This window comes from Vreelandella sp. F11 (assembly GCF_042466685.1).
GTDB lineage: Bacteria > Pseudomonadota > Gammaproteobacteria > Pseudomonadales > Halomonadaceae > Vreelandella.
The window spans coordinates 1,464,769-1,489,185 of record NZ_CP170448.1; the positions used below are offsets into that span (position 1 = coordinate 1,464,769).

The 24,417-nt window shown below is 55.3% G+C and carries 26 protein-coding genes and 7 tRNA genes; 18 read left to right on the forward strand and 15 right to left on the reverse strand.

Translation table 11 applies throughout. The features are described from left to right. Window positions 1-114: 114 nt before the first annotated feature. Window positions 115-1,194, forward strand: a complete 1,080-nt coding sequence (locus ACFIOZ_RS06595; protein ID WP_386084005.1) for a quinone-dependent dihydroorotate dehydrogenase — start codon at window positions 115-117, stop codon at window positions 1,192-1,194. A gap of 47 nt (window positions 1,195-1,241) precedes the next feature. Here ACFIOZ_RS06595 and rmf read toward each other — a convergent pair whose 3' ends face one another. Then, complete coding sequence (gene rmf, locus ACFIOZ_RS06600) at window positions 1,242-1,451, reverse strand: ribosome modulation factor (protein WP_035577708.1); 210 nt, start codon at window positions 1,449-1,451, stop codon at window positions 1,242-1,244. A 349-nt stretch (window positions 1,452-1,800) separates the two neighbouring features. Between rmf and rlmKL the strand changes: the two genes are divergently transcribed. Next, the gene (gene rlmKL, locus ACFIOZ_RS06605; RefSeq protein WP_386082891.1) at window positions 1,801-4,038 is read left to right on the forward strand and encodes a bifunctional 23S rRNA (guanine(2069)-N(7))-methyltransferase RlmK/23S rRNA (guanine(2445)-N(2))-methyltransferase RlmL; all 2,238 of its coding nucleotides are present in this window, start codon (window positions 1,801-1,803) and stop codon (window positions 4,036-4,038) included. Window positions 4,039-4,050: 12 nt separating this feature from the next. Beyond that, window positions 4,051-4,386: a glutaredoxin family protein gene (locus tag ACFIOZ_RS06610; protein WP_386082892.1), complete on the forward strand. Its 336-nt coding sequence runs from the start codon at window positions 4,051-4,053 to the stop codon at window positions 4,384-4,386. A 21-nt stretch (window positions 4,387-4,407) separates the two neighbouring features. Here ACFIOZ_RS06610 and ACFIOZ_RS06615 read toward each other — a convergent pair whose 3' ends face one another. Next, the gene (locus tag ACFIOZ_RS06615) at window positions 4,408-4,689 is read right to left on the reverse strand and encodes a hypothetical protein (RefSeq protein WP_035577715.1); all 282 of its coding nucleotides are present in this window, start codon (window positions 4,687-4,689) and stop codon (window positions 4,408-4,410) included. Between the two features lie 98 nt (window positions 4,690-4,787). Between ACFIOZ_RS06615 and pdxB the strand changes: the two genes are divergently transcribed. Next, a complete protein-coding gene (gene pdxB / locus ACFIOZ_RS06620; protein WP_386082893.1) occupies window positions 4,788-5,954 on the forward strand; it encodes a 4-phosphoerythronate dehydrogenase PdxB in 1,167 nt (388 codons plus the stop codon). Between the two features lie 48 nt (window positions 5,955-6,002). Here pdxB and ACFIOZ_RS06625 read toward each other — a convergent pair whose 3' ends face one another. From ACFIOZ_RS06625 to ACFIOZ_RS06670, 10 genes are all read right to left on the reverse strand, one after another. Next, window positions 6,003-6,275 (reverse strand): Txe/YoeB family addiction module toxin, encoded by a 273-nt coding sequence (locus ACFIOZ_RS06625; RefSeq protein WP_386082894.1) that lies wholly within the window; start codon window positions 6,273-6,275, stop codon window positions 6,003-6,005. Further along, on the reverse strand, window positions 6,256-6,528 hold the full coding sequence (locus ACFIOZ_RS06630; RefSeq protein WP_386082896.1) for a type II toxin-antitoxin system Phd/YefM family antitoxin: 273 nt from the start codon (window positions 6,526-6,528) through the stop codon (window positions 6,256-6,258). Before ACFIOZ_RS06630 ends, ACFIOZ_RS06625 begins: the two co-directional genes overlap by 20 nt. 147 nt (window positions 6,529-6,675) lie before the next feature. Next, a complete protein-coding gene (gene htpX / locus ACFIOZ_RS06635) occupies window positions 6,676-7,581 on the reverse strand; it encodes a protease HtpX (RefSeq protein WP_386082897.1) in 906 nt (301 codons plus the stop codon). 117 nt (window positions 7,582-7,698) lie between these two features. Beyond that, window positions 7,699-8,946 (reverse strand): pyridoxal phosphate-dependent aminotransferase, encoded by a 1,248-nt coding sequence (locus tag ACFIOZ_RS06640; RefSeq protein WP_386082898.1) that lies wholly within the window; start codon window positions 8,944-8,946, stop codon window positions 7,699-7,701. A gap of 105 nt (window positions 8,947-9,051) precedes the next feature. Then, window positions 9,052-10,008 (reverse strand): ribosome biogenesis GTPase YlqF, encoded by a 957-nt coding sequence (gene ylqF, locus ACFIOZ_RS06645; RefSeq protein WP_386082899.1) that lies wholly within the window; start codon window positions 10,006-10,008, stop codon window positions 9,052-9,054. 83 nt (window positions 10,009-10,091) lie between these two features. Beyond that, on the reverse strand, window positions 10,092-10,490 hold the full coding sequence (msrB, locus tag ACFIOZ_RS06650; protein ID WP_386082900.1) for a peptide-methionine (R)-S-oxide reductase MsrB: 399 nt from the start codon (window positions 10,488-10,490) through the stop codon (window positions 10,092-10,094). A gap of 128 nt (window positions 10,491-10,618) precedes the next feature. Then, window positions 10,619-12,205 (reverse strand): gamma-glutamyltransferase family protein, encoded by a 1,587-nt coding sequence (locus tag ACFIOZ_RS06655; RefSeq protein WP_386082902.1) that lies wholly within the window; start codon window positions 12,203-12,205, stop codon window positions 10,619-10,621. A gap of 43 nt (window positions 12,206-12,248) precedes the next feature. After that, window positions 12,249-13,574, reverse strand: coding sequence for a TRAP transporter large permease (locus ACFIOZ_RS06660; RefSeq protein WP_386082903.1), 1,326 nt, complete (start codon window positions 13,572-13,574; stop codon window positions 12,249-12,251). Window positions 13,575-13,577: 3 nt separating this feature from the next. Further along, window positions 13,578-14,087 carry a TRAP transporter small permease subunit gene (locus ACFIOZ_RS06665; RefSeq protein WP_386082905.1) on the reverse strand — a complete coding sequence of 170 codons (510 nt, stop codon included), beginning with the start codon at window positions 14,085-14,087 and terminating at the stop codon, window positions 13,578-13,580. 1 nt (window position 14,088) lies between these two features. Next, window positions 14,089-15,192 carry a TRAP transporter substrate-binding protein gene (locus ACFIOZ_RS06670; protein ID WP_386082906.1) on the reverse strand — a complete coding sequence of 368 codons (1,104 nt, stop codon included), beginning with the start codon at window positions 15,190-15,192 and terminating at the stop codon, window positions 14,089-14,091. A 358-nt stretch (window positions 15,193-15,550) separates the two neighbouring features. On the opposite strand from ACFIOZ_RS06670, the gene ACFIOZ_RS06675 reads away from it, so the two are divergent. The 6 genes from ACFIOZ_RS06675 (at window position 15,551) to ACFIOZ_RS06700 (ending at window position 16,225) form a co-directional block, all read left to right on the forward strand. Then, window positions 15,551-15,626: transfer RNA gene (locus tag ACFIOZ_RS06675), tRNA-Glu, on the forward strand. Window positions 15,627-15,680: 54 nt separating this feature from the next. Further along, window positions 15,681-15,755: transfer RNA gene (locus ACFIOZ_RS06680), tRNA-Gly, on the forward strand. Between the two features lie 3 nt (window positions 15,756-15,758). Beyond that, window positions 15,759-15,834: transfer RNA gene (locus tag ACFIOZ_RS06685), tRNA-Glu, on the forward strand. A gap of 40 nt (window positions 15,835-15,874) precedes the next feature. Next, a tRNA-Gly gene (locus tag ACFIOZ_RS06690) sits at window positions 15,875-15,949 on the forward strand. A gap of 95 nt (window positions 15,950-16,044) precedes the next feature. Then, window positions 16,045-16,120 (forward strand) — tRNA-Glu (locus ACFIOZ_RS06695). A gap of 30 nt (window positions 16,121-16,150) precedes the next feature. After that, a tRNA-Gly gene (locus ACFIOZ_RS06700) sits at window positions 16,151-16,225 on the forward strand. 150 nt (window positions 16,226-16,375) lie between these two features. Here ACFIOZ_RS06700 and ACFIOZ_RS06705 read toward each other — a convergent pair. After that, window positions 16,376-18,016, reverse strand: a complete 1,641-nt coding sequence (locus ACFIOZ_RS06705; protein ID WP_386082907.1) for a methyl-accepting chemotaxis protein — start codon at window positions 18,014-18,016, stop codon at window positions 16,376-16,378. Window positions 18,017-18,270: 254 nt separating this feature from the next. Between ACFIOZ_RS06705 and ACFIOZ_RS06710 the strand changes: the two genes are divergently transcribed. The 6 genes from ACFIOZ_RS06710 (at window position 18,271) to ACFIOZ_RS06735 (ending at window position 22,207) form a co-directional block, all read left to right on the forward strand. Further along, window positions 18,271-19,254 (forward strand): ABC transporter ATP-binding protein, encoded by a 984-nt coding sequence (locus tag ACFIOZ_RS06710; protein ID WP_386082908.1) that lies wholly within the window; start codon window positions 18,271-18,273, stop codon window positions 19,252-19,254. Beyond that, the gene (locus tag ACFIOZ_RS06715) at window positions 19,251-20,024 is read left to right on the forward strand and encodes an ABC transporter permease (RefSeq protein ID WP_386082909.1); all 774 of its coding nucleotides are present in this window, start codon (window positions 19,251-19,253) and stop codon (window positions 20,022-20,024) included. The genes ACFIOZ_RS06710 and ACFIOZ_RS06715 overlap by 4 nt, the downstream gene beginning before the upstream one ends. A 44-nt stretch (window positions 20,025-20,068) precedes the next feature. Next, window positions 20,069-20,902, forward strand: coding sequence for an NADPH-dependent 7-cyano-7-deazaguanine reductase QueF (gene queF, locus ACFIOZ_RS06720; RefSeq protein WP_386082910.1), 834 nt, complete (start codon window positions 20,069-20,071; stop codon window positions 20,900-20,902). Between the two features lie 46 nt (window positions 20,903-20,948). Next, complete coding sequence (locus tag ACFIOZ_RS06725) at window positions 20,949-21,509, forward strand: nitroreductase family protein (protein WP_386082911.1); 561 nt, start codon at window positions 20,949-20,951, stop codon at window positions 21,507-21,509. Window positions 21,510-21,511: 2 nt separating this feature from the next. Beyond that, window positions 21,512-22,021 carry a YiiD C-terminal domain-containing protein gene (locus tag ACFIOZ_RS06730; protein ID WP_386082912.1) on the forward strand — a complete coding sequence of 170 codons (510 nt, stop codon included), beginning with the start codon at window positions 21,512-21,514 and terminating at the stop codon, window positions 22,019-22,021. 98 nt (window positions 22,022-22,119) lie between these two features. After that, a tRNA-Ser gene (locus ACFIOZ_RS06735) sits at window positions 22,120-22,207 on the forward strand. Between the two features lie 209 nt (window positions 22,208-22,416). Here ACFIOZ_RS06735 and ACFIOZ_RS06740 read toward each other — a convergent pair. Next, window positions 22,417-22,584, reverse strand: a complete 168-nt coding sequence (locus tag ACFIOZ_RS06740) for a hypothetical protein (protein WP_386082913.1) — start codon at window positions 22,582-22,584, stop codon at window positions 22,417-22,419. 87 nt (window positions 22,585-22,671) lie between these two features. Here ACFIOZ_RS06740 and ACFIOZ_RS06745 point away from each other — a divergent pair, with 87 nt between their 5' ends. Both ACFIOZ_RS06745 and ACFIOZ_RS06750 read left to right on the forward strand, forming a co-directional pair. Then, on the forward strand, window positions 22,672-22,923 hold the full coding sequence (locus ACFIOZ_RS06745; RefSeq protein ID WP_386082914.1) for a type II toxin-antitoxin system RelE family toxin: 252 nt from the start codon (window positions 22,672-22,674) through the stop codon (window positions 22,921-22,923). A gap of 49 nt (window positions 22,924-22,972) precedes the next feature. Beyond that, window positions 22,973-23,335: a helix-turn-helix domain-containing protein gene (locus tag ACFIOZ_RS06750; protein ID WP_386082915.1), complete on the forward strand. Its 363-nt coding sequence runs from the start codon at window positions 22,973-22,975 to the stop codon at window positions 23,333-23,335. Window positions 23,336-23,590: 255 nt separating this feature from the next. Here the strand turns inward: ACFIOZ_RS06750 and ACFIOZ_RS06755 are convergent, their stop codons facing one another. After that, window positions 23,591-24,394, reverse strand: coding sequence for a CLCA_X family protein (locus ACFIOZ_RS06755; protein ID WP_386082916.1), 804 nt, complete (start codon window positions 24,392-24,394; stop codon window positions 23,591-23,593). Between the last annotated feature and the right edge of the window lie 23 nt (window positions 24,395-24,417).

Genomic DNA, 24,417 nt, shown 5'->3' on the forward strand with positions numbered 1-24,417 from the left:
CGTTTTTGGTCAACCTGCCTGTGACAAACCTGTCTGCGATTGAGGTCGGGTTTGCGCTATACTATGCGCCGCCCGCTAAGCCAACCGTTAAGCCGCTCTGGAGAGACGCTGAAAATGTATAACCTCGCCCGCTCGATCTTCTTCCGCGTTGATCCAGAAAAGTCCCACGGTATGGCGCTGGGCGCGTTGGATGCACTGCATCGTGTCGGTGGGGTAACGCGGCTATTTGGTAAGCCGGTAAACGATCCCGTCGAGCTGATGGGGCTGCGGTTTGCCAACCGTGTGGGGTTAGCCGCCGGGTTAGACAAGAACGCTGACCATCTGGATGCTCTGGGCGCGCTGGGCTTTGGCTTTGTCGAAGTAGGCACCGTCACGCCCAAGCCGCAGCCGGGCAACCCCAAGCCCCGGCTGTTTCGCTTAGCGCAGCATGAAGCGATCATCAACCGCTTTGGCTTTAACAATAAGGGGGTTGAGCACCTGATTCAGCAGGTCAAACAGCGCCACTACGGCGGCATTGTGGGCATCAATATCGGTAAAAACCTGACGACTTCGGTAGAGCAGGCGTTGGATGACTACCTGTTGTGTTTAGACGCGGTACACCCTTATGCGGACTACATTGCTGTGAATGTCTCTTCACCCAATACCCCAGGGCTGCGCAGCCTACAGTTTGGCGAACAGTTGGATGCGCTATTGGGGCCGATTCGAGTACGCGCCACAGAGCTCAATGGCCAAACGGGCCGCAACGTACCATTGCTGATTAAGATTGCCCCGGATATGAGCGCTGAAGAAGTCGCCTTAATGGCGGCAAGTATCGAGCGCAACGCCCTTGATGGCGTGATTGCCACCAATACCACGGTTTCCCGTGAGGCCGTGCAGGGCGATCCCCAAGCGGATGAGGCCGGCGGGCTCTCTGGGAAACCGGTCTTTGAGGCATCCAATCGTGTTATTCGCCAACTGCGTGAGCAACTCCCCCGGCTTCCGATTATTGGCGTAGGGGGTATCGATAGTGCCGCTGCCGCGCAGGCCAAAATTGCCGCTGGAGCAGATTTAGTACAGCTCTATTCAGGCTTGATCTACCAAGGCCCGAAGCTGGTGGGGGAGTGCGCCAGAGCGTTAAAGGCTTTAACGACTGAAACGCCAGCCGCTGGGACGCCAGCCGCTGGATCGCCAGGCGATAAAAAGCCCACCGATTAAGTGGGCTCACTTGAAACCTTCGTTCAGACGTAAAGAAAAATAAAACGTTAAGTCATGACCATGGGATTTTTATGGATACCGGAGATGCCGGTCATTCCATCCCACTGGTCGCCGCGACCTTCACGCCAACCGCTCATCCAGTATTCGCGTAAATTGATATCTTGACTGGGACAATCATCACGAGAACGACCCGATACACCCGCTTTGTAGCCGTGGACATAAGCCCGCTGGAAGCGATCACGTTTTTGCCGTTTCATTGGCTAACCTCTTTTCACGAAAGCCTTTGATAAGAAATAGGATATTGTCGAATCTATCTGCCTATACATGTCCGAAAATATCCATTATTCCGAGAGCTTGCTTCAAGAGCGAGTCGCCGCATCAACTCAAATGTCTAGCGCTCACGAGCTGAACGGGTCGAGCGGCGATCTCATTCGTATCATAAGCCGAGTCTTATATCGGCCCTGACAGGTAACGCATGCGTTTTTCAGTAGCTACTCTCTTATTGTTAGACCATGATGGGGTCATCTGTCGACTACCAATTTGTCATAAAACGTAAACTCATTTGTTATATACAGGAATATCGCGCTTTTCAGCGCCGCTATTATCATGATCGAGTCGAACCAAACCGCTCCGCTAAATTTGCTCGCCACCTGCCCCAAAGGCATTGAAGGCCTGCTCCACGATGAACTCATAGCGCTGGGCGCCACGCCGGGCAAAACCACGGTGTCTGGGGTGTACTTCACTGCCAGTCAGGCCATTGCCTACCGCGTATGCCTATGGTCACGATTAGCTAACCGGGTGATTTTGACCCTGGTGCGCGAATCGATGATCGATACCGCCGAGCAGGTGCGCGATGTTGTCGCACGCCTTGCCTGGACGCAGCACTTGGCACCAGGTAACACCCTAGCGGTGGATTTCCACGGCCGCAGCGAACAGATTCGCCACACCCGCTTTGGCGCGCAAACCGTTAAAGACGGTGTGGTTGATGCGCTGCAGTTGGCCGGGCAGGAGCGCCCCAATGTAGATACCAAAACCCCGGATCTGCGCATCTACGCACATTTGCACCGCATGAACTTGACCATTGGGCTGGATCTCTCTGGGGAAAGCCTGCACCGCCGAGGCTATCGCCGGGATGTGGGCCACGCGCCGCTAAAAGAGAACTTGGCCGCTGCACTGTTAGTGCGTGCGGGTTGGCCAGAGCGCTTAAAGGCGGGAGAGCCGTTGATTGATCCGCTGTGCGGCGCAGGCACGCTGCTCATTGAAGCCGCCATGATGGCCGCCGACCAAGCGCCAAACCTGAACCGCGAACGGTTCGGTTTTCACGGCTGGGCAGGGCACGATGACGAGGCGTGGCGGGAGCAGAAACGCGAAGCCGAAGCGCGCGCGTCGATTGGCCGTAAGCGCTGCAAAGCCCAGCTATTAGGCTTCGACCAGAGCCCGGCGGCGCTCAATGCGGCGAAAGCCAATGCCATGCGCGCAGGCATTCCAGCCTTGATTACCCTGCATGGGCAGAGCCTTGCCCAACTTACTCGGCCCGAAACACTCACCGCCGAACGTGGCCTGCTGATCACCAACCCTCCTTACGGCGAGCGCCTGGGCGAGCTGCCTGAGCTGGTACGTCTCTACGCCCAGCTGGGTGAGAAAGCCAAAGCGCTATTCCCCGGCTGGACGCTGGCAGTATTTACCGGTAATCCAGATCTCGGCCACCGACTGGCTATGCGCGCGCACAAGCAGTACGCGCTCAAAAACGGTGCCTTGGATGCCAAGCTGCTGCTTATGGAGGTGGGGGGCGCCGAGCACCTGCCTGCCGTTAGCGATACAAAGCCTGTTCAGAGCGAGAGCGGTGCAGTGGCGGCGCCTAGTGAAGAGGTTAGCGAAGAGCACACGGCTCATAAAAACCAAGACAATGCCCAAATGTTTGCCAATCGGCTGATCAAAAATCAGAAGCGGCTGAAGAAGTGGCTGAAGCAGAGCGGTGAAACCAGCTATCGCATCTATGACGCCGATATGCCTGAGTATGCCCTGGCGGTGGATCGCTACGGTGATCGCGTGCATGTGCAGGAGTATGCTGCGCCCAGTTCAGTCAATCCGGCTCAGGCGCAAAAGCGCTTATACGATGCCCTGGAGGTTATGCCCGAGGCGCTCAATGTTGACGCCAGCAAGATCTATATCAAACGCCGCGAACGCCAAACCGGTAGCGCTCAGTATCAAAAGCGTGCCGCTAGTGGCGAGCGTTTTGAGGTGCAGGAGGGTGAGGCGCGGCTTTGGGTCAATCTGCGTGATTACCTGGACACTGGGCTGTTTCTTGACCACCGCCCGGTACGACGGATGCTGGGCGAAATGGCCCGCGGAAAGCGCTTTTTGAACCTGTTCTGCTACACCGCTACGGCAACGGTGCAGGCGGCGTTAGGCGGCGCTAGCGACAGCGTCAGCGTAGACATGTCCAATACCTACCTGGAGTGGGCGAAAGATAACTTTGCGCTTAATAAGCTGGATACCCGCTTGCATCGTGTGGTGCGGGACGACTGTTTCCGCTGGCTGGAGACTGCCAACGCCGAGTTCGATTTGATCTTTATGGATCCACCGACGTTCTCTAACTCCAAGAAAATGCGCGACACCCTCGACGTACAGCGTGATCATCCGCGGCTTGTGGAGCTGGCGATGGCTCGTTTGGCGCCTGGAGGCACGTTAGTGTTTTCTAATAACCAGCGGCGCTTTAAACTGGATGAAGCACTCAGCGAGCGCTACGCCGTTGAGGATATCACCGGGCGCAGTTTCGACCCCGATTTCCAGCGGCGCACGAACCTGCACCATGTGTTTTTACTTCGTCATAAGGCGCCATAAGAGAGCTCTTGCATGATTCACCTATCGCTTTATACAACGTTGGGCTGCCACCTGTGCAGCCAATTAGAAGCGCTGGTGACCGCACTGACGAATCAAGAGGTGTGGCTGCACCATATCGAGATTAGTGACGACGAAGCGCTGGTTGAACGCTACGGTGTGCGGATACCGGTGATCGTGGATAGTGAAGGCAATGAGCTGGATTGTGGCTTTGAGTTGGAGCGTTTAAGCGCCTGGTTGCGCGAGCGCGGCTGGCTGGATGAAGCGGCGCTGGCAGGGTTGACTGCGCTACCCGACACTACGCCGCCTAAAGGCGCCCATAAGCGCGATGGGCGACGTTTTCTGGGTTAAAAACCGGGGAGAGTGAGGCGCCTAAAGCACATCCAGCAGTGAGAGCTGGCGCATGGCTTCCTGGCCTTCTGGCGTATGGTCGGCCACTTCCAGTACCTTGCGAAAACCCCGTGAGGACTGGATAGTGGCCTCATCCTCCAGCCACATATGGGCTTGATCCAGCGTATCGGCTAGCTGGTGTTTCAGGCCCCCAAACTGGGTGCCGATTTGGCCCCAGGCGCGGCTGAAAATCCAGTCACCAAACATATCCTGGTGAATATGAACCAACACATAGTCATGGTTGGTTTCCCAGCGTACGATCACAACACTCTCCTTACTTAGCCTTTAAAAAATAGCCTTTAAACACGCCTGCCCATCAAGCCGTCGCGGGCGCATTGTAAAGCCCGGATACCAAAACGCCTATGAAACTTGTCGTCGACGCCAATATCCCCGCTGCCGAACGCTGTTTCGGCCATTTCGGTTCGCTCACCCGTGTGCCTGGGCGGGAGATAAATTCCTCCCACCTGCAGGATGCGGATGCGCTCATCGTTCGCTCGATTACCCAGGTCAACGATAAACTGATTGCTGATAGCCCTGTGCGCTTTATTGGTACTTGTACCATCGGCACGGATCACATCGATCACGCTGCCCTTGCCCCGCGCGATGTTGCCTTCGCCAGTGCGCCAGGCTGCAACGCCGAAGCGGTGGTTGATTATGTACTGAGCAGCCTGCTTACGCTTGCAGAACGCGATGGTTGGTTATTGAGCGAGCGCACAGTGGGCGTTGTGGGGGTGGGTAATGTAGGCAGCCGACTCCAGGCGCGATTAACCGCCATGGGCGTGGCAACGCTGGTCTGTGACCCGCCCCGGGAAGCTATAGAGTGTGCAGAAGAGGAGCGTGAGGAGGGCTTTCACTGCTTAGACGCCCTGATCGAGCGCTGCGACGTGCTCTGCTTGCATACACCACTAACCCGTGAAGGCCCCCACGCGACGTACCAGCTCCTTAATGCACAGCGCATCGAGGAGCTGGCACCCGGCAGCGTGCTGTTGAATGCCGGGCGGGGCGACTGTGTGGACGGCCTGGCCCTGCGCAGCCGCCTCGCGGGAAAGGGTGACATCAGTGCGATACTGGACGTGTGGGAAGAGGAGCCCGGGATCGACGCCGGCTTGCGTGATCTGGTCTCTTTAGCCACGCCACATATTGCTGGGCATAGCCTGGACGGCAAGCTACGCGGCACCTGGATGATTCAGCAGGCGCTGGCCCGCCACTGGAACCAGCCCAGCGAGTTGACGTTTGCTGATATTTGCCCACCACCCGCCCTCGCGTCGCTGCATTTGCAGCACGCACTCCCCCCAGAAGACGCCTTGCGGCTCTGTATGCGAGCGGTATATGACGTGCGCCGCGACCACGATGCGCTACAGCGTCAAACGCTAAATCACGGCATGCGCAAAGGCTTTGATGACTGCCGCGCCAACTATCCGCTACGGCGTGAATTTGCCACGCTCAACGTGCAGCTTTCAGGGAAGGCGTTAGCGCTAGCAGGTATATTGCGTGGGGCAGGGTTTATTGTGACGGGAGGTAATCAGTAATCCATTGCGGCTTCGTCTTCACTCCAGAGCAGCGTGTGCTGTGCAGCGTTAGAATTGGTCGTAATGGCCTCCAATGGCGAAGATGTAAATAGACGTGTCGTCGAACCGGTATATCAAGCGGTCTTGCTGCGATATTCGCCTAGACCATAAGCCTGTCAGGTTATGTTTAAGGGGCTCAGGTTTGCCGATGCCTGTTGAGGGATCTTCTGATCGGAGCATCTCTTTTAGCACTCTGCAAAGCGCCTTGTGCAGCTTTTTATCCGTCTCGCGCATCTTTTCATACGCTTCCCAAGTACGCCCCTCAAATACCAGTGATCTCATTCATCTGCTCATCAGTAGGGGTGTAACCTTGGCCTTGGTTGTGCGTATTAAGGGATGCGGCAATTTGTTGCATCAGATCCTGGCTCTGAAGAACATGTAGCGTTTCTTGCTCTCTTTCCCAGTCTTCAGCACTCATCACCATAAATGCTTCCCCGGCCCTGCGAGTGACCTTGAGTGTCTCGTGTCGGCTAACGACTTCTTCAACAACACTTTTTAGGTTATCTCTAAACTTATTGACACTAATGGTGTCCATGACGCCACCTTTATGTACGGTATCTCCGTACGATTATAGAGTGAGTACTCTCATAAAGCCAAGTACGGCAACGTTTTTCAGCGTTCCAGGTTCTTTCTATCAAGCACGCCGCCCCGAGGCAGAGCGGGGCGGCTTATGAGGTAGCACTTACTGACGATAAGCGGCTTCTTTCAGTGCGCGAATACGCTCATCCAACGGCGGATGGCTGGCAAATAGCTTTTCCACCAGCGAACGCGTTTGGCCTTTGGTGATGGCCATGGCGCGCAGCGTATCCGGCATTTGATCGGGCATTTCGGTCTCGGTTTTCAGGCGCGCCAGGGCACTCACCATGGCATTGGTGCCTGCTAAGCGCGCACCTGCTTCGTCTGCGCGGTATTCGCGGTAGCGGGAGAACCAGGCAACGATTGCCGAGGCCAAAAGCCCAAACACAATCTCAGCGACCATGACCACCGCGAAGTAGCCCATAAAGCCCAGGCCACCGCCGCCTTCACTGCGGCTGCGTAGGAAGTTATCCACTAGGTGCGCCACTACCCGGGCAAAGAACATCACAAAGGTGTTCACCACGCCCTGAATAAGTGCCAGGGTGACCATATCGCCGTTAGCGACGTGACCAATTTCGTGGGCCAGTACCGCACGGACTTCCTCCGGGCGCATACGGTTGAGTAAACCTGCCGAAACGGCTACCAGTGCATCATCCTTGTTCCAACCGGTGGCAAAAGCGTTGGACTGCTGAGCCGGGAAAATACCCACTTCCGGGGTTTTAATACCCCCCTCTCGAGAGAGCTCAGCGACCGTGTCCAGCAGCCACTGTTCGGTGGAGTTGGAGGGCGTCTCAATAATCACCGTGCCGGTACTGCGCTTAGCCATCCATTTGGAGATAAACAGCGAGACGATGGAGCCCGCCATGCCGAAGATAAAGCAGAAGATCAGTAGGCTGGTGAAGTTGATGCCCTGGCCGCGCAGGTAGCCTTCAACGCCTAGCAGGCGCAGGGTAATGCTGGCCACCAGCAAGACCGCTATATTGGTGCCTAAAAACAGCAGAATTCGCATCATGGTGCAGGTTCTCCCCTAAGGTTCATCGAAGCATTACTAGATTAATGGCTTAGATACGTACTGTTCATGGCAGTTTCAAGTCATGGTCGTGGCAATGGAATGTTTTATTTGCCAGAGCTACTGCCGGTAGCGCGACAAGAAATTGGCAAAGCGATCAAGTGCATCACCTAATTGGTCGGCCCAGGGCAGCGTTACGATGCGCACGTGATCCGGTTCGGGCCAGTTAAAGGCGGTGCCCTGTACCAGCAGTATTTTTTCCTGCAGTAGTAGATCCAGCACCATCTGCTGGTCGTCTTTAATATTGAACACTTTAGGGTCGAGACGCGGAAACGCGTAGAGCGCGCCTTTGGGTTTCACGCAGGAGACCCCGGGAATAGCGTTCAGCTTCTCCACGGTAATATCGCGCTGGGCCAGTAGTCGCCCGCCGGGCAGGATCAGATCATTGATCGACTGATAGCCCCCCAGCGCGGTTTGAATCGCGTGCTGGGCGGGTACGTTGGCACATAGCCGCATAGAGGCCAGCATATTGAGCCCCTGGATGTAGTCCTGGGCGTTTAACTTGGCCAGGGTGCCGGAGATAATCATCCATCCTGAGCGGAACCCCGCACAGCGATAGCTCTTAGAGAGCCCGTTCATGGTGATCACCAGCTGATCCTCGTCCGCCAGTGCACCGGTGGCGGTGTGTTCGACGCCGTCATACAGAATTTTGTCGTAGATTTCGTCAGAGAACACCACCAGGTTGTGCTGCTTAGCGATCGCCAGCACCTCTTTCACTACGGCAGGCGGATACACCGCGCCTGTGGGGTTGTTTGGGTTAATCAGCACAATGGCGCGGGTGTGGCTGGTGATCTTGGCGCGAATATCCGCCATGTCGGGCGTCCAGTCCGCCTGCTCGTCGCACAGGTAGTGCACCGCGTGGCCACCGGAAAGGTGGGCGGCGGCGGTCCAGAGCGGGTAGTCTGGCGCCGGAATCAGCACTTCATCGCCGTCGTTGAGCAGCGCCTGCATGGCCATGACAATCAGTTCAGAGACGCCGTTGCCGATAAAGATATCTTCTATACCCACGCCGGGAATCTGTTTGCGCTGGCACTCCTGCATAATCGCTTTACGGGCAGAGTAGAGGCCCTTAGAGTCGCAGTAGCCCTGGGCGGTGGGCAGATTACGCATCACATCCTGAAGAATCTCTTCCGGCGCCTCAAAACCAAAGGGCGCAGGGTTGCCAATGTTTAGCTTGAGGATTCGCTGACCTTCCTCTTCCAGGCGCTTGGCCTGGTCGAGTACCGGGCCGCGAATGTCGTAGCAGACGTTGTGCAGCTTATGAGATTTTTTTAACGGTTGTGGTTCGTGCGACTGCGGGGTATCCATGAGGTGTCTGTCCAAAAGTAGCTAGAGGCCCAAAAGTGTCCAAAAAGCATGAGTGTCTAAAAACAGCGCCTACAAGCCATCGTCGGCTATAGAGCTATTGGGTCATTATGCGTCGGAAAGTGCTTGATTGTCTTCGTCGTTTTGCACGGGCGGCGGAGGAATGTCTGCCGGGGTTTCAAGCGTTAGCCTGCCCAGCTTGCCATCACGCAGTTCGTGAAGCAGTACCTCTGCACCGCGGTGCAGATCAATGGCGCCGCCGGGACGCAGGCCGCCTCGGCGGGCAGCGATATCTTTTAAGATGGCGTTACCGTCGAAGCCAGCAATAGCTAAAAAATCGGGTTTTTTCGGGCCATCTGCATCAATGTCGTGGGGGATGTCCGGCGCGGCGTAGGGCGGCAGCTCTTTGAGCTTATAACGCTCGGTGAGCGCTTCGGGGTAGCGTTTGGCCAGCTCTGCGCTGGTAACAATCGCTACATCGGCGTACTCGATAGCAGTATCACGAATGGCGCCAGTGGCCGCAAGACGATAGGCGCTAGCTTGATCTTCAATTTTCGGCCAAAGCACGCCAGGCGTGTCGGTAAGCTCCACTCGCCCATCGATACGTACCTTCTGCTGGCGCTTGGTCACCGCTGGCTCGTTGCCGGTTTTGGCGATTTTTCGCCCCGCCAAACCGTTAATCAGCGTGGATTTTCCGACATTCGGTATCCCCATCACCATCACGCGTACATCCCGATCAGCGCGCACGGCACCCGCCAGCTCATGGCACAGCTTGGGAATTTTCTTTAGCTCGCGGGTGTTGGTGGTAGTGACGGCCAGGGCCCGCATGTTCTCTTGAGCATCAAAAAAGGCTACCCATTCTGCCGTGCGCTCCGGATCTGCAAGATCGGCGCGGGAGAGAATTTTCAACACCGGCTTGTGGCGAGTTAGCTCGGCCAGCATCGGATTGGCGCTGGAGTAGGGCAGACGTGCGTCGAGTACCTCGATGACGACGTCAATTTCAGGCAGCACCTCCGCAATCTGGCGGCGGGCCTTGTTCATATGTCCGGGGAACCAGCCGAGCATCGGTCTCTCCTACAAGTACAAAAAAAGCGGGCTGCTATTGTAGCACCCGCCTTGCTGGTTTCCTTGCGAGGATTTAGCGCTGCTTACTCGTCGGGGTGAAATTCCAGTGATACCGAGTTAATGCAGTAGCGCAACCCGGTGGTCTCGGGCGGCCCATCGGGGAATACATGGCCCAAATGGGCGTCGCAGTGGGAGCAGACCACTTCGGTGCGCCGCATGCCATGGGTGGTATCGGCATGCTCCTCCACACAGCGGGTACCCAAAGGCCGGTCAAAACTTGGCCAACCGCAGCCAGCGTCAAACTTATGCTCGTTCTCAAACAGTGGCGCATGGCAGCAGACACAGTGGTAAATACCCTGAGCATCGCTGACCTGATAGTCACCAGTGAACGGGCGTTCAGTCCCTTTCTCACGGGCTACGCGGTACTGCTCGGGGGTTAGCTGCTGTTGCCACTCGTCAGGGGATTTTTCTATTTTCGCCATGGGGGTCTCCTCTCCCTCTGGTTTGCCACTCTTCAGAGGCTATAGTAAGCAGACTAGCTTAACACTCACCGGAGTGACAGCCAGCCGCCTTAACAAGTTCAGCCGGCTGAAAACGGCGAGGAGAAATGTTACACGCTAGCTGCGCCGCCGTTACTGCGCGGGTCGTGGGCGCTCTCTATTAACCCATCGGGATGGTGCACAATCCCGCCTGCATGCCCCATGGTGTCACTGAACGCCTCAGGCAGCACTTCCACATCGTGACCTGCTGTGGCCAGGGCCGTCACCAAGGCGTCATCAAAGCGGTTCTCAAGTTTTAGGTTAGTACTGGTTTCGCCCCAGGTACGACCCAATAGCCAGCGCGGCGCGGTGACCGCCTGCTGGAGCGGCATGCCGTGCAGCGCGTAGCGTGAAAATACAGCCGCCTGGGTTTGCGGCTGGCCTTCACCGCCCATAGTGCCGTAGACCATGGTGCGGCCATCGTTAAACCTGGCAAGCGCTGGGTTCAACGTGTGGAAGGGTTTGCGGCCGGGGGCTAAGCCGCGCAGGTCGTCAGGATTAAGCGAAAAGCTGATACCGCGGTTTTGCCACAGCACACCGCTTTCCGGTAACACCACGCCGCTGCCAAACTCCCAGTAGATGCTCTGAATAAAGCTTACCGAACGCCCTTCGCTATCCACAGTGCCCATCCAGATGGTATCACCCGGTGCAGGCTCGTGGGGCCAGGGTAGGGCGCGCTGAGGGTCGATGTGAGCCGCCTCCCGGCCAATGCTCTCTTCGCTAAGTAAGCCCTGCAGCGGTGTAGGTAAGCGACCGGGGTCAGTGACGTTTTGGTCGCGCAGAATAAAGGCGCGCTTGGTTGATTCAATCAGCCCGTGCAGGTGCTCAAAGCCGTTTGGCTCGGTGGCCTTTAGTCGTTCGTAGATGCCCAAAATCATTAGTGATGCCATGCCTTGGGTCGGTGCGGGTAGGTTATACAGCGTGGCATCCTGCAGCGTTACTTCCAATGGCTTGACTTGCTGGGCGCGGTAGGCGTGGAAGTCTGCCAGACGCAGTGGGCTGCCTACCGCCTCTAAATCCCGCGCCATGCTGGTGGCCAGTTCGCCGCGGTAGAAGTCATCCAAGCCCGCATCCGCCAGACGCTTAAGGGTCGCGGCCAGGCGCGGCTGGCGTAGCCGTTCGCCTTCATGGGGCACCTGGCCGTTAAGTAGCAGGGCCTCAGTAAAACCAGGGCTCAGGGATAGACGCTCAAGGTGTTTGGCGGTGAGGGCTTCCTGGCTTTGCGTGACGGCGACACCCGTGTCGGCATGGTGAATGGCATCGGCCAGCAGCGTTGTGAGAGGCAGGGGAGTCCCCCATCCTGATGCCACCTTTAACGCCTCATGCCAGCCACTAATGGTGCCGGCCATGGTCAGGGCAGCTTTTGGGCCACGCTCGGGGATTTGCGTTTCCCCGGCGTAGAAGTTTGCATCCGCTAAGCCTGCTGCAGGGCCGCAGGCATCTATGGCAATAGGGGCTTTGCCCGGCTCATGAATCAACCAGAAGCCATCGCCGCCGAGGGCATTCATGTGCGGATAAACCACCGCAATGGCGGCGGCCGCAGCGACCATGGCTTCCACCGCATTGCCCCCCTGTTTAAGCACATCGCGCCCGGCGCTGGCGGCAAGATGGTGAGGGGCGACACAACTGCCGCCGTAACTGCGTTGGGTGTGGAGCATGACGAGTATCCTTTGTTATTAATAAAAATTATCGGGTAAATGGTTACCAACCAATCGCGTTCGGCAGCCACGTGGCAATACTGGGGAAGATAAAGACCAGTGCCACGGCGATAAACTGTAAGCCGATAAATGGCAGGGCACCTTTGTAAATGTCGAGGGTGGTGACCTCTTTAGGGGCCACTCCCTTGAGGAAGAACAGTGACCAGCCAAAGGGAGGGGTAAGAAACGAGGTTTGCAGCACCAGCCCCACCAAAATACCCAGCCACACCATATCAACGCCCATCTGGACAAAGAACGGCAGAAATAGTGGTAGGGCAATATAGCTAATTTCAATCCATTCCAGAAAGAAACCCAGCACAAACATCAGCAGTAGCATAAACAGCATCGCGCCGAGCTCGCCACCGGGCACCCAGTCGAACATTCGAGCCACCAAATGCTCGCCGCCCAAGCCGCGAAATGCCAAACCAAATACTTGGGCGCTGATCAGAATAAAGAACACCATTGCCGAGATCACCAGCGTAGCCTTGGCTACTTCTTTGAGTAGCGCAAAGGTTAACCGCCCCGAACAAGCGACAAATACCAATGCACCTAGCGCGCCCATGGCAGCGGCCTCGGTAGGGGCGGCAATACCACCGATAATCGACCCCAGCACTGCAAACACCAAACCCACAGGCGGGCCCACCACGGTGATTACCTTACGTATCAACTGACGACGACCCATGTTTGCACGCTCTTCAGCGGGTATCGGTGGCATCAGGTCGGGGTAGAGTTTGGCGATCACCAGAATGGCAATAATATATACCGCCGCCAGGGTCAGCCCAGGCACCATGGCCGCGGCGAACATCGTACCGACTGATTCGCCCAGAATTTCAGCCAGAAGAATCAGCACCAGGCTGGGCGGAATAATCTGCCCTAAGGTGCCGGACGCGCAAATCATCCCGGTGGCAAGCGTTTTGGGGTAGCCCCGGCGAAGCAGCGTCGGTAGCGTGAGCAGACCAAGGGTAACAATAGTGGCGCCGACAATGCCCGTCGCTGCGCCTAACAAAACGCCGACTAAAATGATTGCCACGCCCATGCCGCCAGAGAGGCCGCCGAACAGATGGCCGATCACGTCAATCAACTCTTCCGCCAACTTCGATTTCTCCAGCATCACCCCCATAAATACAAATAGCGGTATCGCCATAAAGGTATAGTTGGTTACTACCCCGTAGATACGCGACGGCAGCAGGTTAAATAGCATTGGCCCGAAGCCAATATAGCCGAAGAAAAAGGCGGTAGCGGCGATGCTGATGCCCACCGGGATGCCGATCAGCAGAAACACGAAAAAAGCCACGATCATGCCGATCGCTAGCCATTCATTGGGAGACATGCGTTATTCACCTCGTGTGGGCAGGGCAAACGCCTGACGTAGCGCGTGTGCCAACCCTTGCAGCGCGAGAAGGACAAAACCAAACGGAATAAAAGATTTGAGTAGCCAGCGGAGGGGCAGGCCGCCGGGGTTGGGCGATGCCTCTCCGCGGGCGTACGACTGAGCGATCCAGGGCAGCGTCAGCCAGGCGATATATAGCCCCATGAGTAGCAGTAATAGCCCGCCGATCACCTCGATCATTCGCTGGAGACCCGCGGGGAAGCGTTCGTAGAAAACATCCACGCGGACTTGCTCACCCATCAGCAGCAGATACGACATGCCAAAAAGAGCGATAGGAGAGATCAGGTGCCACTGCAGTTCCTGCAGCCATACCGCGCCAACGCTAAACGCATAGCGCATCAATACGTCACCAGCGACTAATCCGACTAAAACCACGCAAGTCCAGGCGGCGATCCAGCCAAATAGCCGAACCACCGCCTCAACTCCGTGGACAAACAGTGCCACGGCGCGCATATCAGACTCCGATAATGTCGTTTAGCCAGGCTCGCTCACTGGCACCTGCCCAGCGATCGTGGTTGGCTTTAAATGCCATGTAGCTATCGTGCACTTTACGCACCAATGGATCGGCGTCTGCTTCGCTCGAGAGCGTGTCCATTGTCGCTTCGCGCAGCGCATCGACAACCGCCGCGGGTAGCATGCTGGCAGTAACGCCTTCGTTCTCTACCAAATCGGTCATGGCTTCGCCGTTAACCGCTTCTGACCAAGTCACACTCTCTAGGCAGGCGGCCATACAGGCCGTTTTGATAATCATCTGCAGGTCTTCTGGCAGACTGTCCCAGTGGGTTTTCGAGATAAGCAGCTCACCCGTGGTGGAGGGCTCATGCCAGCCGGTGGTGTGGTAGAACTTGGCTGCGTTATGCAGCCCCATACGGCGATCTTGGAAGGGGCCCACAAACTCGGCTGCATCAATCACGCCACGCTCCAGCGCCGGGAAAATTTCGCCACCCGGCAGTACCCGGGCATCTACCCCTAGTGATGAGTAGACCTGGCCGGCCAAACCAGGAACCCGCATGCGCAGCCCGTTGAGCTGACTAATATCCTCGATCGGCTCGCGGAACCAGCCGGTCATTTGCACACCGGTGTTATTTAGCGGGAAGGCCACCATACCGTAGGGCTCGTAAACTTCGTGCCAAAGCTCCAGACCGCTGCCGTGATAAAGCCACGCCATATGGCCCATAAAGCTCATTCCAAAGGGCACGGTAGTGAAGTACTGGGCGGCAAAGGTGGTGCCTGACCAGAAGTAGCTATTGGCGGCGTTCATTTCGATGGTACCGCTCTGAACAGCTTCGAAACCTTCAAAGGCAGGGATCAATTCGCCGGATGAGAAGTGTTGAATGTTGAGTCGTCCGCCGGACATGGCGTTAATTTTGGAGATCACATCAGTGGGGCTGCCAGGGCCTTCCACATAAAAGGGCGAGCCTGGCGGATAAGCATTGGTCATGCGCCAATTAAAACGCTCGGCAGACTGCGCACGGGCAATTGATGGGGCGCCTAATACCAAGCCAGCCGTGGAGGAGACCGCGGCTGTGGTCAGAAACTTACGTCGGGATAAGGACATATCACACCTCGTTAAGGGGGAAGTGGGGCAGCAAAGGAACACAATGACGTAGCAAGGGGTGTGCCATAAAAATCGATTTTTTTATAAATAAAAGATTTTGAAGGGTTTTGTAGGTTGCGGAATGCGAGGGTAAGTGCAAGAAAAATAACCGCTTGCACCGATATGGCGCCTAATTCGTGCGCATAGCACTTTCAGCGTGCACGTTGTTTGCTTTTGGCCCTTTCGGTTTTGGGGGCTTTATATAAAGCTGCGCGTGTAGGTGATTGAAAGAGGGGCAGTTAGCTTAGAGGCGGCAGAGTGCTTGACAGCTCAATGAGGTCTGAGTAACATACGCGCCACCTCGACGAGGCAATGAAACGTCCCATTCGTCTAGTGGTCTAGGACACCGCCCTTTCACGGCGGTAACAGGGGTTCGAACCCCCTATGGGACGCCACTTATTTTTGAGGCTACGCCTTTAAGGATAAGAGGTCGTCAGGGTTATCGGAATGCGGGAATAGCTCAGTGGTAGAGCATCGCCTTGCCAAGGCGAGGGTCGGGAGTTCGAATCTCCTTTCCCGCTCCACACGTCCCATTCGTCTAGTGGTCTAGGACACCGCCCTTTCACGGCGGTAACAGGGGTTCGAACCCCCTATGGGACGCCACTTCCGATAGTCAGAACGTTGCATAGCAAGAGTTCTATAAGCGGGAATAGCTCAGTGGTAGAGCATCGCCTTGCCAAGGCGAGGGTCGGGAGTTCGAATCTCCTTTCCCGCTCCAGATTTAGCAGTGCAGTATAGGGACGGTAGGCGAGGGTCGGGAGCTGGAACGCCAGCCCGGTCGAATCTCCTTTCCCGCTCCAGTTTCGATATACAGTCCCATTCGTCTAGTGGCCTAGGACACCGCCCTTTCACGGCGGTAACAGGGGTTCGAACCCCCTATGGGACGCCATCTAGTTTTATATGCAGTTCTGTTTACGTTGCGGGAATAGCTCAGTGGTAGAGCATCGCCTTGCCAAGGCGAGGGTCGGGAGTTCGAATCTCCTTTCCCGCTCCATGTAAACACTCACACTACCTCTTGTCTTAGATTGTCCTTATCGCCTCTTTTGTGCGAGATTTTTCGTGTCTTTTGATATTCGATAGGTGTCATACACGGCGCCCAAGTTGCTTAACTTGGGCGCCGTAGTGGTGCGGCTAACGGGCAAGCTTAATAGGTTGCTTGGCTATCCAGCGTGAAGTGGCTGACGACGTTGTTAAGCGACTGTGAGCGCTTGGTGAGGTCATGCGCAGAATCCGCTGTTTGCTGAACCATGGACGCATTGTCCTGCGTTGCTCGATCTAGCTGAGAAATCGCGATGTTAATTTGCTCAATGCCGCGGGTTTGTTCATGGGTTGCTGCAGTAATATCAGCAAACAGGTCGTTGACACGCTGGATTTGCTGATCAATTTTCTGCATTCGCTCTTTGGCCGTGCCTACCAGTCTAGCGCCATTACTAACCTGTGCGTTCGAGGTGTCGATTAGCGTTTTGATTTCCTGAGCAGCGCTCGCCGAGCGGTTAGCCAACTGGCGCACTTCGCCTGCGACAACGGCAAAGCCACGCCCATGTTCACCTGCCCGGGCGGCTTCTACGGACGCATTAAGTGCCAAAATATTGGTTTGGAATGCAATGCCGTCAATGAGTGTGACGATCTCAGCAATTTTGGCTGCTTCTGCGTTAATTTCCTGCATGGAAATTACCGCTTCACCAATCGCTTGCTGACCCGACTGGGATATTTCGCCTGCATCGTGTACCAATTCTTTGGCTTGCTCTACGCTATCGGCATTTTGGCGGACTGTAGCTGTCACTTCTTCCATGCTGGAAGAGGTTTGTTGCAGCGCAGCTGCTTGTTGCTCCGTGCGTGAAGAAAGCTCCTGGTTGCCTAAGGAAATTTCACCGGCGTTATTGTCAACAGCGCTGCTGGTGGCCTGAATCTCCTGCATGGTTTCGCGTAGCTTGTCGCGCATTACTTGAATATCGTGCAGCAAGCTACTGGTGTCATTTTGGTGGAGGGTGACTGGCGCGGATAAGTCGCCCTGAGCAATACGGCCGACGACGTCCGCAGCATAGCTAGGCTCGCCGCCTAAACGGCGCAAAATTAAAGACACCATGCTCCAGAAAGCAAGGGTGACTAATATGCCCGCCACAATGCCGACTATCACTGTTTCAAGCAGCTCGCTCAGAATAGCGCTGCTAACATCGCCCATAAAAACCCCGCTGGCGATATAGACATCCCAGGGGGTGTAAGCTTCTGAGTAAGTGCGCACTAAAGGCATTGCATCGTTGCCCCGCGCAAAATTAGAGTAGTAATCAGTAATGCCACTGCCTGAACTGCGCGTGTTATCCAGTATGCTGCGAAAAATAAGCTGACCTTCTGGGTCTGTAACCTGGGATACGTCTTCCCCGTATGGGCGACGGGGGTGGGCGAGCATTTTAAGGTCACCGCTAAACGCAAATAGATAATTGTCTTCTTCACCGAAACGCACATCGCGAATGGTGTCAAAAGCGAGGGTTTTAGCTTCACCCAGCGTGATATCACCCTGCTGAGCCAGCATGTCAAAGTGTTCCATGGTAGAAACGGCGATATCCACGGCGGTGACCATGCGTTGCTCGCGTTCGGTGTACAGCAAGGCACGACTTTGCCATGCATTAACGACAATCATGACCGCAAGGATCAGCCAGAGCACAATAACGCCAAGCAGGCGCTGACGGCGTAGTGGTAGGGCGGCTAGGCCTTTCTTGGCTTGGGTTGAAGCGGCCGAACGTGGAGTGGTTAAAGCCATTGGGGGGTGAGTAGTGGTGGCGTTCATTATGTGTATAGTTCTCTTGTGTGTTTTCTTGATTCCCTTGTATGCCAAGCGGTGATTATCCCTACATAGCATGGAGGTAATACTAAAGTATTAGTCAGTGGGCTTCTGCCCTAAAAGCGTGGCGAAGTGTCATTTAATGTATACATGGCTATATATCCATAGCGCGCTAGCTTGAAAAACATACGATTGCCCCGATATCCATCCTTCTAATGCACTTTTCCGTGCTTCTTATTTTTTGCTGACAGGACATATTTATGGCCGAACCGGCATTGTCGATCCGTGGCCTTACCAAGGTGTATGGCAACGGCTTTCAGGCGCTTAAAGGTATTGATTTAGACGTCCAGCAGGGCGATTTTTTTGCTCTTTTAGGGCCCAATGGCGCCGGTAAATCCACCACCTTGGGCGTTGTCTGTTCGCTGGTGCAAAAAACGGCGGGGAAGGTCTCCATTTTTGGCATCGATGTGGATAAAGACTTCGCCAAAGCCAAGTACCAGTTGGGTGTCGTTCCTCAAGAGTTCAACTTCAATCAGTTCGAGAAAGTGCTTGATATCGTGCTGGCTCAGGCAGGTTATTACGGTATGACCAGTCGCGAGGCTTTACCCCGCGCCAAGCAGTTGCTGACCGACCTTGGCCTGTGGGAAAAACGCAACGGCAGCGCGCGGATGCTTTCGGGTGGAATGAAGCGCCGCCTGATGATCGCCAGGGCGCTTATGCATCGCCCCAAATTGTTGATTCTGGATGAGCCAACCGCCGGGGTGGATATTGAGCTAAGGCGCAGTATGTGGGAGTACATGCGGCGCATTAACCAAGACGAAGGCACCACGATTATTCTCACCACTCACTACCTGGAAGAGGCTGAGAGCCTGTGCCGTAATGTGGCGATTATTAATAACGGCGACATCGTGCGTAATACCAGCGTGCGAGAATTACTGGCTGAGCTCGATACCGAGACATTCCTAATCGATTTGGCTGCGCCCGTTTCAGAAGTACCTAACATTGAAGGCTTTGAACTGCGCCAGCTCGAACCTACACAACTTTCGTTAATGGTGCATCGCGGTCAGCGCTTAAATGATGTGTTCAGCGCGTTGAGCGAGCAGGGTGTTCAAGTGGTTTCCATGCGTAACCGTGCCAACCGCCTTGAAGAGATGTTTGTGTCGATGGTGGAAGGTAGTGGGCAAGGCGCGATTGATCAGCGCGAAGCGAGCCCCAGCGTTAAAAGCAAGGAGGCGCGCGCATGAATATGACACAAACGTTGATTGCACTGTGGACGTTAGTGCTTAAAGAAATCAAGCGCTTCACGCGGATTTGGCCGCAAACGCTGCTGCCGCCCTCCATTACCATGGCGATGTACTTCATCATTTTCGGTAATTTGATTGGTTCGCGGATTGGCGATATGGACGGCTTCAGCTACATGGACTTTATTGTTCCTGGGCTGATCATGATGTCAGTGATCACTAATAGTTACTCCAATGTGGCATCGAGTTTTTTCTCGAACAAGTTTCAGCGCTCCATTGAAGAGATGATGGTGTCGCCGATGCCCAATTGGGTGATTTTGTCCGGCTTTATATTAGGCGGTATGGCGCGAGGCTTGGGTGTGGGGCTAATTGTGACGGTGGTTTCGCTATTCTTTACCCGCTTAACCATGGAGCACCCACTACTCACAGTATTAGTTGTCGTGCTCACTTCTGCGTTGTTCTCTATTGGTGGTTTTATTAACGCCTTGCTGGCCAATAAGTTCGACGATATCTCCATCGTGCCGACCTTTATCCTTACCCCGCTGACGTATTTGGGCGGCGTGTTTTACTCGATCTCAATGCTGCCTGATTTCTGGCAGGGCGTTTCCATGCTCAATCCGATTTTGTACATGGTTAACGTCTTCCGCTACGGTTTTCTAGGCGTCTCGGATATTCCCGTCGGTTGGGCGCTCGCTGCTATTTTTGCCTTTATTATCGTGCTATTTGGTATAGCGTTGACGATGCTGGAGCGCGGTAAGGGAATCCGCAGCTAAACCCATGACCGCCAGATTGAGAATAATTAGGGAGTTTTGACGCCATGGCACATCGACCTGATACTTTAGAGCACGCGCCTTTAGGGCGTGATTCCGCCTACCCTGAGCAGTATGACGCAGGGCTGTTATATCCGATTCCCCGTGCGGCCAATCGCACACCTCTGGGGATAGAAGAGGGTGACTTGCCGTTTGTAGGCGAAGACGAGTGGCACGCCTTCGAAGTCTCCTGGTTGAACAGCCGTGGCAAGCCCATTGTGGCGGTAGCACGCTTTCGTTTGCCAGCCGCCTCACCCCACCTGATTGAGTCTAAGTCCTGGAAACTCTATCTCAACAGCTTCAATCAAACTCGTTTCTATAGTCGTGAGGACGTGATGAAAACCCTCGCCCACGACTTAGCCGCTGCAGCGGGTGCCGAGGTGAGCGTTGAGTTGTTTGATGTGGATTCCCCAGAACTTTCAGCACGGCCCCTGCCGGGGGAGTGCCTGGACGATTTAGATATCGCGGTAAGCGATTACACCCCTAGCAGCGCTCATCTAACGGCAGGGAAGGAGATTGTCGAGGAGACACTCTACTCGCACCTGCTGAAATCTAACTGCCCCGTTACTGGCCAGCCAGACTGGGGCAGCGTGCTGGTACGTTATAAAGGGCCTAAAATCGACCGCGAAGGGCTGCTGCGTTACCTCATTGGGTTTCGTCAGCATCAGGATTTTCACGAGCACTGCGTTGAGCACATTTTCAGCGATATTATGGCTCAGGCAAAACCCAGCCAATTACTGGTGCTGGCGCGCTATGTGCGTCGTGGCGGGTTAGATATCAGCCCTTGGCGCGCAACGCCTGGGTTAACGCCTCCCACGCCGCTGCGTCTAGCAAGGCAGTAAATGACTGCGCTACAGTAGCTACACACGATTGGACTTGGAGTCATTAATGGACGCACTCACGCTTCTGCACGAACGCAGCTCAATGGGCAAGTTGATGGAGCCCGCGCCCAGCGCAGAGCAGCTCAGCGCTATTTACCAGGCGGCTTTACGTGCGCCCGACCATAAAGAGCTGCGGCCCTGGCGCTTTATCGAGTTTAGCGGGGAAGGGCGTGAGCGCTTGGGCGAACTATTTGCTGAAGCAGAGTTTCAGGAAGACCCCAGTGCCAATGACGAAACGCTTAACTCTGCCCGCAAAAAGCCACTACGGGCACCGATGATTATTGCCGTGATCGCCAGAGTCACGCCAGAACTGGAAAAAGTGCCCAAAATGGAGCAGGTGATCTCTGCCGGATGTGCCGCTCATGGCATTCTGCTGGCGGCCCACGCCTTAGGATTGGGGGCTATGTGGCGCAGCGGCAAGTACGCTTTTGACCCCGTCGTGCGCAAAGGCTTAAGTTTGGACGAAGATGATGAAGTCGTCGCGTTTATCTACCTGGGTACCCTGGCGGGGCGCCACAAACCCGTGCCGCAGCATAGCGTTGCCGATTTTGTAGAGCGTTGGGATTAGTCATGAAAGTGTTGCGTCAACCTGGTGTGCCGCACCCACGTTTGCCGCTGCCGGTGGGACAGCCGGAAGACTTGGCTGCTTTTCAGCAGTGGCTGAGTGACGCCATCCCCATGGTGGGATCGCTGGGCATTAACGAGGTATCCCGCCAAGGTGATGCACTCACTTGGGAGCTATCATTACAGCCTAACCTTAACGACAAAGGCACCGGCTTCGGGGGCGCGCTCACAGCGCAAACAACGCTGCAAGGCTGGTGCTGGGCAACGTTATGGTTGCGTGAACAAGGCATCAACCGGGATGTCGTCGTGGCTGAGGCCACTCAGCGCTTTCTTGCGCCGGTAACAAGGGACTACCGCTTGGTATGCACCCCATCGGTACCGGAAGCTCCCGCCCAGCTTGCCCACACGCTCGCTGAGCGAGGAAAAGGACGCATAGCGCTAACCCAGCAGCTCTATTGTGGTGAAACACTCTGTTTGGAAGCAAATGGTAGTTACGCCGTTTTGGCGGCGCCTTAGCTGTAAGGCCTGAAAAGGCTTGCTATTTCGAGGCTTAGCCAATAGTATATGCGCCGTTCTGTCGCGAAAGGTTCAGCCTTTCAACAGCGCCAAAACGCGGAGGGGTGTCCGAGTGGTCGAAGGAGCACGCCTGGAAAGTGTGTAAGCCGCAAGGCTTCGAGGGTTCGAATCCCTCCCCCTCCGCCACAGAATTTTAAAGGCCGTCAAGCACTTAGCTCGACGGCCTTTTTCGTTTTTGGCTCTCAGGGACTAGCTTCGGGAATGCTCCAGGTCTAATTGCTTCTCAATTGCGTTGGAAATATCTGAGCCGTGGCTGCGAATTCACTTACCATAACGCTGTTGGATCATGATGATCGTCGCGTGGCCAACGTGGTTAGAGATCCAGTGCAGCGGTACTACTCCCAGGGAAAGCAGTTGGCTGATGAGAGTGTCCCGGCACTGGTGGGGCCGCGGTAGCGAACGCCGGTGTATTGCAGGTGGGTTCTCCAGAAGCGCTCGCGGATAGCGTTCTCGTAGAAGGGCGAGCTATTGGATCCAACTGGCGAGTTAGCCTCACTGCTCATCTATGGCGATATTGACCTTCTTTGGGGTTTCTTAGCTTATAGCTACAAAGATTCGATATTTATTCGCTGTTGGCTATAATGCTAATAATGAAGACGATCACCTACCGTAAAAGTGCGCTAAAGGTGCTGCAGCGAATGCCGCGGCCTGAGTCGAAGCGCATACAAGGTAAAATCAAGGCCTACGCGGAGAACCCTGAAAGCCAACGCAATAATGTGAAGGCGTTGAAGGGGAGCGATTATATTCGCCTGCGGGTAGGCGATTGGCGGGTGATCATCGACGAGCGTGGCGATGTGTTGGACATCATTAACATCGGTGCCCGTGGTGCTATCTATCAATAAAGCATCAGTAAAGCATCAATAACGCACCCGACAATGAACAGGAGGCTACATGAGCGTACCTCAGATTATTCAAACGCCCACTGGCGAGCGGCTGGTGGTACTGCCCGAGCAGGAGTACCACGCACTGCTTGCGCGGTTGGAAGACCAGGACGATATCGACGCTGCCAACGCGGTGATGGCTCGTAGGGAAGAGTCATTTCCCGAAGCGATTGTAGATGCGCTGCTCGACGGCGTGGCACCCGTGAAAGTGTACCGTGAATACCGTGGCCTGCGCGCAGGTGAACTGGCGGAAAAAGCAGGGATCAGCCAGGGGTACCTTTCTGAAATAGAGTCAGGAAAGAAGAGAGGCTCGTTGAGTGTGCTGACCCGCCTTGCTGCCGCGTTGAGTGTGGAGTTGAGTGACCTTGCATAAACGCCACAGAATTTAAAAGGCCGTCAAGCACTTAGCTCGACGGCCTTTTCGTTTTTGGCTCTCAGGGATTGTCTTGGAAAAAGTGAGGGAAGCTGTTTAAAAAGGCAATACGCCGCTGAAGCCGACACCGAGTACGGCAACGATAACAACAACGATAACGACGATAGTGGTAGTAGACATATTCTCTTCCTTTGAGTAGTGAACGTTGCTATAGCGTAGTCACGATTGTGCTTTTTCGCACATGGCTGTTGGTAATCAGTTCCGAAAACAACTTTCTGATGAAGCTTTAGCTGCCAACGCCTTCCCCAGCCCACTAAAATAGTCACTGAACGCTGTATTGATCTGTTCCCGTTGTGGGCCCCGTGGGTAAAGACCTCTTTCCGCTTCAGGAGAGGCCTTGGTGCCTTTGACTAAGAAATGGTTGGTAATAGTTGCATCTTGCACAAAGGCCTCGAAAGCGCGGGCGCAGAGCTCTTCGGGTTTGCTGTAGTAGAGCTGACCGAGTTTTTTATCCACTTGCGCCGAGCGCTGGAACAGCTCGCTGGGCTGATCGCCTGTTGGCTGCAGCAGAATAGCCTTGAAGCACTCCATCAATAATTGATTAAGCGGGAGGGGGATGGGCGCCGCATCGGCGAGCCAGGCGGTAGAGGCGAACATGCCGACTGGTGTGTCGCGAAAACACTTACTGGTGATGTAGTGATCGAAAGCATGAAACCACTCATGAGCGATGCTGCCGGGGCCAGCGTTTTTAGCCAGCGCAAAACTGCGTTGGCTGGGGTCGTAGTGTGCAGAAACACCCGGTCGGCCACCGCTGCCGTACTGCAGCGCGATTGAGCCGCGCAGGGAAATCAACGCCTCTGTTCCCTGTAGTATCACCATGAGATCGCACAGTGCATCATGAAACAGCTCTGCGGCCCGGTCACGCTCAGCGTTGGTGACCCAGCGGCCAATCTCAATAGAGCGAAAATCAAACTGACGCCGGATCAGAGCAAAACTGCTGGCTTGCCCCTGACGATGGTCAGGGCCAGAGCGATAAAAATCCCGCGCTTCAATGCTCACTTGTCGTTTCTCCTTGTATTCCG

Coding starts and splice junctions, on each gene's coding strand:
- ACFIOZ_RS06595 (WP_386084005.1), top strand. CDS start 115: ATGTATAACCTCGCCCGCTCGATCTTCTTCCGCGTTGATCCAGAAAAG.
- ACFIOZ_RS06710 (WP_386082908.1), top strand. CDS start 18,271: ATGGCCGAACCGGCATTGTCGATCCGTGGCCTTACCAAGGTGTATGGC.
- ACFIOZ_RS06655 (WP_386082902.1), bottom strand. CDS start 12,205: ATGCTCCACACCCAACGCAGTTACGGCGGCAGTTGTGTCGCCCCTCAC.
- ACFIOZ_RS06660 (WP_386082903.1), bottom strand. CDS start 13,574: ATGTCTCCCAATGAATGGCTAGCGATCGGCATGATCGTGGCTTTTTTC.
- ACFIOZ_RS06640 (WP_386082898.1), bottom strand. CDS start 8,946: ATGGATACCCCGCAGTCGCACGAACCACAACCGTTAAAAAAATCTCAT.
- rlmKL (WP_386082891.1), top strand. CDS start 1,801: ATGATCGAGTCGAACCAAACCGCTCCGCTAAATTTGCTCGCCACCTGC.
- msrB (WP_386082900.1), bottom strand. CDS start 10,490: ATGGCGAAAATAGAAAAATCCCCTGACGAGTGGCAACAGCAGCTAACC.
- ACFIOZ_RS06705 (WP_386082907.1), bottom strand. CDS start 18,016: ATGAACGCCACCACTACTCACCCCCCAATGGCTTTAACCACTCCACGT.
- htpX (WP_386082897.1), bottom strand. CDS start 7,581: ATGATGCGAATTCTGCTGTTTTTAGGCACCAATATAGCGGTCTTGCTG.
- rmf (WP_035577708.1), bottom strand. CDS start 1,451: ATGAAACGGCAAAAACGTGATCGCTTCCAGCGGGCTTATGTCCACGGC.
- ACFIOZ_RS06730 (WP_386082912.1), top strand. CDS start 21,512: ATGAAAGTGTTGCGTCAACCTGGTGTGCCGCACCCACGTTTGCCGCTG.
- ylqF (WP_386082899.1), bottom strand. CDS start 10,008: ATGCTCGGCTGGTTCCCCGGACATATGAACAAGGCCCGCCGCCAGATT.
- queF (WP_386082910.1), top strand. CDS start 20,069: ATGGCACATCGACCTGATACTTTAGAGCACGCGCCTTTAGGGCGTGAT.
- pdxB (WP_386082893.1), top strand. CDS start 4,788: ATGAAACTTGTCGTCGACGCCAATATCCCCGCTGCCGAACGCTGTTTC.
- ACFIOZ_RS06630 (WP_386082896.1), bottom strand. CDS start 6,528: ATGGACACCATTAGTGTCAATAAGTTTAGAGATAACCTAAAAAGTGTT.
- ACFIOZ_RS06725 (WP_386082911.1), top strand. CDS start 20,949: ATGGACGCACTCACGCTTCTGCACGAACGCAGCTCAATGGGCAAGTTG.
- ACFIOZ_RS06610 (WP_386082892.1), top strand. CDS start 4,051: ATGATTCACCTATCGCTTTATACAACGTTGGGCTGCCACCTGTGCAGC.
- ACFIOZ_RS06740 (WP_386082913.1), bottom strand. CDS start 22,584: ATGAGCAGTGAGGCTAACTCGCCAGTTGGATCCAATAGCTCGCCCTTC.
- ACFIOZ_RS06670 (WP_386082906.1), bottom strand. CDS start 15,192: ATGTCCTTATCCCGACGTAAGTTTCTGACCACAGCCGCGGTCTCCTCC.
- ACFIOZ_RS06625 (WP_386082894.1), bottom strand. CDS start 6,275: ATGAGATCACTGGTATTTGAGGGGCGTACTTGGGAAGCGTATGAAAAG.
- ACFIOZ_RS06715 (WP_386082909.1), top strand. CDS start 19,251: ATGAATATGACACAAACGTTGATTGCACTGTGGACGTTAGTGCTTAAA.
- ACFIOZ_RS06745 (WP_386082914.1), top strand. CDS start 22,672: ATGAAGACGATCACCTACCGTAAAAGTGCGCTAAAGGTGCTGCAGCGA.
- ACFIOZ_RS06665 (WP_386082905.1), bottom strand. CDS start 14,087: ATGCGCGCCGTGGCACTGTTTGTCCACGGAGTTGAGGCGGTGGTTCGG.
- ACFIOZ_RS06750 (WP_386082915.1), top strand. CDS start 22,973: ATGAGCGTACCTCAGATTATTCAAACGCCCACTGGCGAGCGGCTGGTG.